This window comes from uncultured Maritalea sp. (assembly GCF_937139385.1).
GTDB lineage: Bacteria > Pseudomonadota > Alphaproteobacteria > Rhizobiales > Devosiaceae > Maritalea > Maritalea porphyrae_A.
This window is the reverse complement of sequence record NZ_CAKZPW010000297.1, coordinates 1-5,279: the sequence shown is the minus strand read 5'-3', so window position 1 is coordinate 5,279 and position 5,279 is coordinate 1. Positions and strand designations below refer to the sequence as shown.

Here is a 5,279-nt window from a genome sequence, read left to right as displayed (position 1 = left end):
TGAAGCGCTTGGCCATGTCGATGAAATCGCATCTGACACAGCACACGCAATGGTGACAAATCTTTTGGGCCGCACGGCGCAAAAGGCCACCAAAGACGCTGTAGCTAAAGTTGTGAAGGGATAAGGGCAATGGACGCAACATCACTCGCAACCGTATGGGCCACAATTGGCTTGATTACATTTCTGGGCATCCTTGTTTACGTTGGTGTGCCAAAGACCGTTCTTGGCATGTTAGACGCAAAGTCTAAGAAAATTGCTGATGATTTGGACGAAGCAAAGCGCCTACGCGAAGAAGCACAAAGCCTTCTTGCTGAATATGAGCGCAAACGCAAAGCGGCCGAAGACGAAGCTCAAGAAATTATTGAAGCTGCAAAGACACAAGCCGAACGCTTTACACAAGAGGCTCAGGCTTCTTTGGAAGATCTTATCGCCCGCCGCACAAAAGCGGTTGAAGAAAAGATCGCTCAAGCTGAAAGCCAAGCCATTGCTGACGTGCGTGCACGTTCTGCCGATATTGCGGTTGAGGCTGCTCGGCACGTATTGGTCGACAAAATGGGTGAAAAAGGCGACGACCTTATAAGCCAAGCGATCAAAGATGTTTCAGCAAGCCTGAACTAGGTCGCTTCAAACATTGAACAGATTTAACGGGTTCCTTTTGGAGCCCGTTTTTTTGTGCGCGCACATTTGATCAATCGGACAAAATTGACTTGTGCTTGATTTGGCAAAACGCAACAATGCGCCAAATTCTGATTTTCAATCAAACCCAGTGCCCACAATATGCCCAGCATGATCATTAAGAACGCGCAGACCCTTGTAACAATGGATACAACGCGTCGTGAGCTTAACAATGTGGATATCCGCATCAACGATGGCGTGATAACCGAGATTGGTCACAATTTGAGTGCTGAAGTGCAGGTGAATGCGCAAGGCTGTGTGGTAACGCCGGGGTTGGTCAACACCCACCACCACCTCTATCAAACGATGACCCGAGCGGTACCGGGTGGGCAAGACGCATTGTTGTTTGGGTGGTTGCAAACGCTTTACCCGATTTGGTCACGCATGGGGCCTGAACATATGTTCGTGTCCGCACAAGTTGGCTTGGCAGAATTGGCCCTATCGGGCTGCAGCATGACGTCCGATCACCTTTACTTATATCCCAATGGGGCGCGACTTGACGATACGATCGAAGCAGCAAGAACCATTGGTCTTCGGTTTCACGCCACTCGCGGCTCCATGTCGATTGGCGAAAGCGATGGGGGCTTGCCACCCGATCAACTGGTGGAACGCGAAGCTGACATTTTAAAAGACAGCATACGGGTGATTGATCAGTTTCATGACGCCAGCGAGGGTGCCATGGTGCGGGTTGGATTGGCCCCCTGCTCTCCATTCTCGGTAAGTCGCGACCTGATGCGCGACAGTGCCCTGTTGGCGCGCGACAAGGGAGTTATGTTGCATACTCATTTGGCCGAAAATGACGAAGACATTTCCTACAGCCTTGAAAAGTTCGGTTGCCGCCCGGGGCAATATGCTGAGGATCTTGGTTGGGTTGGCGAAGATGTGTGGCACGCCCATTGTGTTAAACTCGATTCTAGCGAGATTGAACTTTTTAGCCGTACAGGCACTGGGGTTGCGCACTGCCCCTGCTCCAATTGTCGATTGGGCTCGGGCATTGCCCCAGTGCGTCAAATGCGCGATGCGGGCGTTAAGGTTGGCCTTGGGGTTGATGGATCAGCCTCCAACGATGCGGCTCATTTGTTAAGTGAAGCGCGCCAAGCCTTGTTGTTGCAACGGGTCAAAAATGGTGCTGACGCCATGTCTGCGCGCGAAACACTAGAGATTGCCACGTTGGGCGGCGCCAAGGTTCTTGGGCGCAGCGACTGCGGGTCTATTGAATTGGGCAAACGCGCCGACATCGCCATTTGGGATTTGAACAATGTTGCCGGCGCCGGCAATTGGGACCCAGTAGCTGCTCTGGTTCTTACGGGCCCACACAATGTGCGAGACCTGTTCGTAGAGGGTCGCAAGGTTGTTGGCGATGGCCAATTGCTTGGCCAAGATATCGGCAACCTCATCGAACGTCACAACAAACTCGCCGCTGTTCTTGCGAGCTAGAGTAACTCACCAACACATTCTGATCGCCGCGTTGCGCTTTGGCAAAAAAGTCATTCGATCTGTGGGTGGTTTTCCGAGGAAAACTAGGCGATAATGCGTATATGGGGTGTCTCTGCCTGCAGATCAGCTGGCAGAGCAAAGGGAGTATTTCGTGTCGTTTTTTTCAGGTTTGCGGCTTGCCGCTGTGGCAGTCGTATTGTCGTTTGTTTTGTCTGGTTGCTTCGGCACAAGACTAAGCGAAGCAGAGTACCGCGCACAAACTTGCCCAACTTGCAATGATGCACAGTGGAACGCTACGAAGGCAGAAATCCAAAAGAAAGCCTTCGCCAAATTCATGGCCAAGAAGGAGTGTTCAGATCGTTGCGGCGCGAACCCGGAAGTACGAGCTTGCTATGCCAGCGCAAAAGAACTCAAGGCAAGCAAAGCTGACCCATCAATAGTCCTCAACAAAGAATTTGAATGTACGATCACCGAAATCACATGCTCAAACGCTTGTTCCGGCAATTTTGATCGAACAGCGCTGAACATGGCCAAAGCGGAAACAGCCGAGCAAATTGCCAACTCAATTTTGCAATCAATGCCGGCAAACGAACCTCCTAAGGATCAACCGGTTTTGCAAGTCTCAGGTCATCACCCTGCGGTGGGCATAGCTCCGACGAGGAAGCCACAAATCTCCGACACACCACTCTGGACCTGTCTGGACAAGAACAATTGGAGTGTGACCAACACAACGTTCCGGGGCGAAAAGGTTAGAGCATATTCCTGCCTTTCTGCTCAAAACACGAGCGGAAAAAGGTTTGTTGTTTCAACTGATTACAAGCCGTTCAATCCACCCAAGGACGACAGTTTCGACTGGAGCGATCCAAAAAGTTACTTAAGAATTTTTACTGCGCAATGCGGTTTCAAAGTTAGAACAAAGCTCGTAGCGACATCAGCACCAAACCCCGCCGTTGTTGCACTCAATCTTGGATCATCGGCCTGCAAATCTGTGGTCAACAGCCTGAAAAGCAAGGGTGACAACTACAAGGGCGAGATTGAAATCTATTTGGATGAAGCTCTGGTTCGTTCCTGCTCGCACTTTAGCAAGAGAGGCACCTTTGGCACTGAAATGTCGACAATGTATTGTTTCCAACTAATGCTTGCAGATGAGCGCAATCGACAAAAGCTTGAGACTTATACAGGTGTTAGACCGACAAATGTCTTTGGTTCGCCTGATGCAGTCCATGTCCTCAATAGTTGCGCGAACGTTAGCAATTGGGCCTCATACGGACGCGATGCGACAAGCGAAGAAGTCGCCTTTTGCAAATCGCGTGACACCATTCAATCAGGTTATCCATATTGGGTCGAGGCACGTCAGCTCAATAGAGGTGACGGCAAAGAGACCATACAAGTCACAATTGGTTCTTCAAAAAGCAACACATTGAACAAAGCTGCAAACACCAAAATCCGTGATGTGACACTGACTTATCTGTGTGGCAACAAGAGTTTCAGCCGCATGCGCAAACAACCTCGTGAGACATCAACAGCATGTATTGCTGACATGCTGCGCCTTGTGTATGCAAAACGAAATAAACTGCCGAGCGCTGACAGAAACCTTGCGCGGCAAATTGAAATCTTAGGCGGCTATGCGCGCACAAACGCTGAAGAACAGCATATTTTGACGTGCGAACCCGACAGGCTAAAGCCAAACAAATGCAGGGGCTAGATTCTTCATCGGTGACGATTTCGAAGTGGTTTAAGCGAGAACGTAAGCTGCAAAATACGCGTGCATTCTACTAGCTTTTGCTTGTCTGATGGCTCCAAAGCATTCCAAGATGGAAGTCTGCCAAGCGGCATGTAGCGGTTATTGTTGTTGGGTTTCGACATATTGTTCCTGAGCAGTATCTTTTGAACCTTGATCCAGAGCGCCATGATAAACTTGTGTTGACTCTTTCCAACTATGATCGTTCCCAAACGAACCTCAATCTTGCGGAATTGACAATGCCTAGTGCGGTAACCCCATTTGTCATGTTTAACGGCCAAGCTGAAGAAGCAATCAACTTTTACTTGTCGGTTTTTAAAGGCAGCCGGCTCGAGAGCATTGTACGCTACGGGGTCGATGGCATGGGCGCCGAAGGGTCGGTAATGCACTCTACCCTGTTCATTGCCGGACAAAAGATGATCTTTATTGATAGCGCGATTACACACAAGTTTGCGTTTAGCCCCTCGCAGTCTTTCTTTGTCAATTGTGAAAGCATTGCGGAAGTCGACGAGTACCACAAAGCGTTGTCCGCCCACGGAAAGGTCCTGATGCCTCTTGATTCCTATGAGTTTTCAGCAAGATACACTTGGGTCATCGACAGGTTTGGACTCTCTTGGCAATTGGGCCACAAAACCGTGGCCAAGCCTCCAGAACCCGGCAAGTCGATCCTTTGACAAACAATTAATCGAGTTGAAGGCGCATATGCGGCAAGGTTCGCCCCGGGATTGACCCGGACGGCACCGTCGCAAATTGTTTGAAACCCATACGTTCATAAAACGGAGCGGCGCCGGGATCGGCAACCACATTCATCAGTGTCGCCCCTTTTGCACGGGCCGTTTCCAATGCCCAACTAAACAACTGACGGCCGACACCTTTGCCAATCCATTTCGGATCAACAAACAACTTATCCAGTTCAGCAGTTGTGCCTTCTAACACCAAATGGACAACCCCAGCGGCACGCCCCTCATCCTCAGCAACCATCACATAGTCATCGGCCAAGTTTTCAGGTGTAAGGGTCAATTCTTCACGGCATGCCTCAATGAACGCGTGATCGTATTTCCAATATGCTTTGGAGCGCAGGCAAAGTTCAGAAAGCAATGGCAGTTCGTGCCCATAGGCCTTTCGAATTTTCATTTTTCATCCTGTATTGGCATCATTGACCACATCAATTGATCAGGTGAACAGTTTATCAGCTTATCCTGCGGGGTAAAGTTCCAACCTCAAAGCATTCACTATTCCACAAGCGCGTTGTCAATGCCGCGAATCTCGGAAAAACACTAACTTTTTTTGAACGCCGCACTAGGTATTGACCACGTCTTGTTGCACCAAAAACAGCCCCATAATCTGCACAAACCTTGGTGCGCAAACTTCGTTCAATTGCACGAAAACGAGCGGCGCAGCAGGGTATTTTTTGAATTGTTTTTTG

General features: G+C 49.7%; 5 protein-coding genes. 4 read left to right on the top strand and 1 reads right to left on the bottom strand.

Annotation, left to right across the window (positions count from 1 at the left end; genetic code table 11):
• Positions 1-129: 129 nt before the first annotated feature.
• The 4 genes from Q0231_RS12295 to Q0231_RS12280 all read left to right on the top strand — a co-directional run bounded on the left by Q0231_RS12295 (position 130) and on the right by Q0231_RS12280 (position 4,527).
• Positions 130-618 (top strand): ATP F0F1 synthase subunit B, encoded by a 489-nt coding sequence (locus Q0231_RS12295; RefSeq protein ID WP_299347868.1) that lies wholly within the window; start codon positions 130-132, stop codon positions 616-618.
• Between the two features lie 159 nt (positions 619-777).
• A complete protein-coding gene (locus tag Q0231_RS12290; protein ID WP_299347867.1) occupies positions 778-2,112 on the top strand; it encodes an 8-oxoguanine deaminase in 1,335 nt (444 codons plus the stop codon).
• A gap of 151 nt (positions 2,113-2,263) precedes the next feature.
• The gene (locus tag Q0231_RS12285) at positions 2,264-3,817 is read left to right on the top strand and encodes a hypothetical protein (protein WP_299347866.1); all 1,554 of its coding nucleotides are present in this window, start codon (positions 2,264-2,266) and stop codon (positions 3,815-3,817) included.
• Positions 3,818-4,092: 275 nt separating this feature from the next.
• Positions 4,093-4,527 carry a VOC family protein gene (locus Q0231_RS12280; RefSeq protein ID WP_269392530.1) on the top strand — a complete coding sequence of 145 codons (435 nt, stop codon included), beginning with the start codon at positions 4,093-4,095 and terminating at the stop codon, positions 4,525-4,527.
• A 7-nt stretch (positions 4,528-4,534) separates the two neighbouring features.
• Here Q0231_RS12280 and Q0231_RS12275 read toward each other — a convergent pair whose 3' ends face one another.
• Entirely contained in the window at positions 4,535-4,987 is a 453-nt protein-coding gene (locus Q0231_RS12275) for a GNAT family N-acetyltransferase (protein ID WP_299347865.1), read from the bottom strand.
• Positions 4,988-5,279 lie beyond the last annotated feature (292 nt).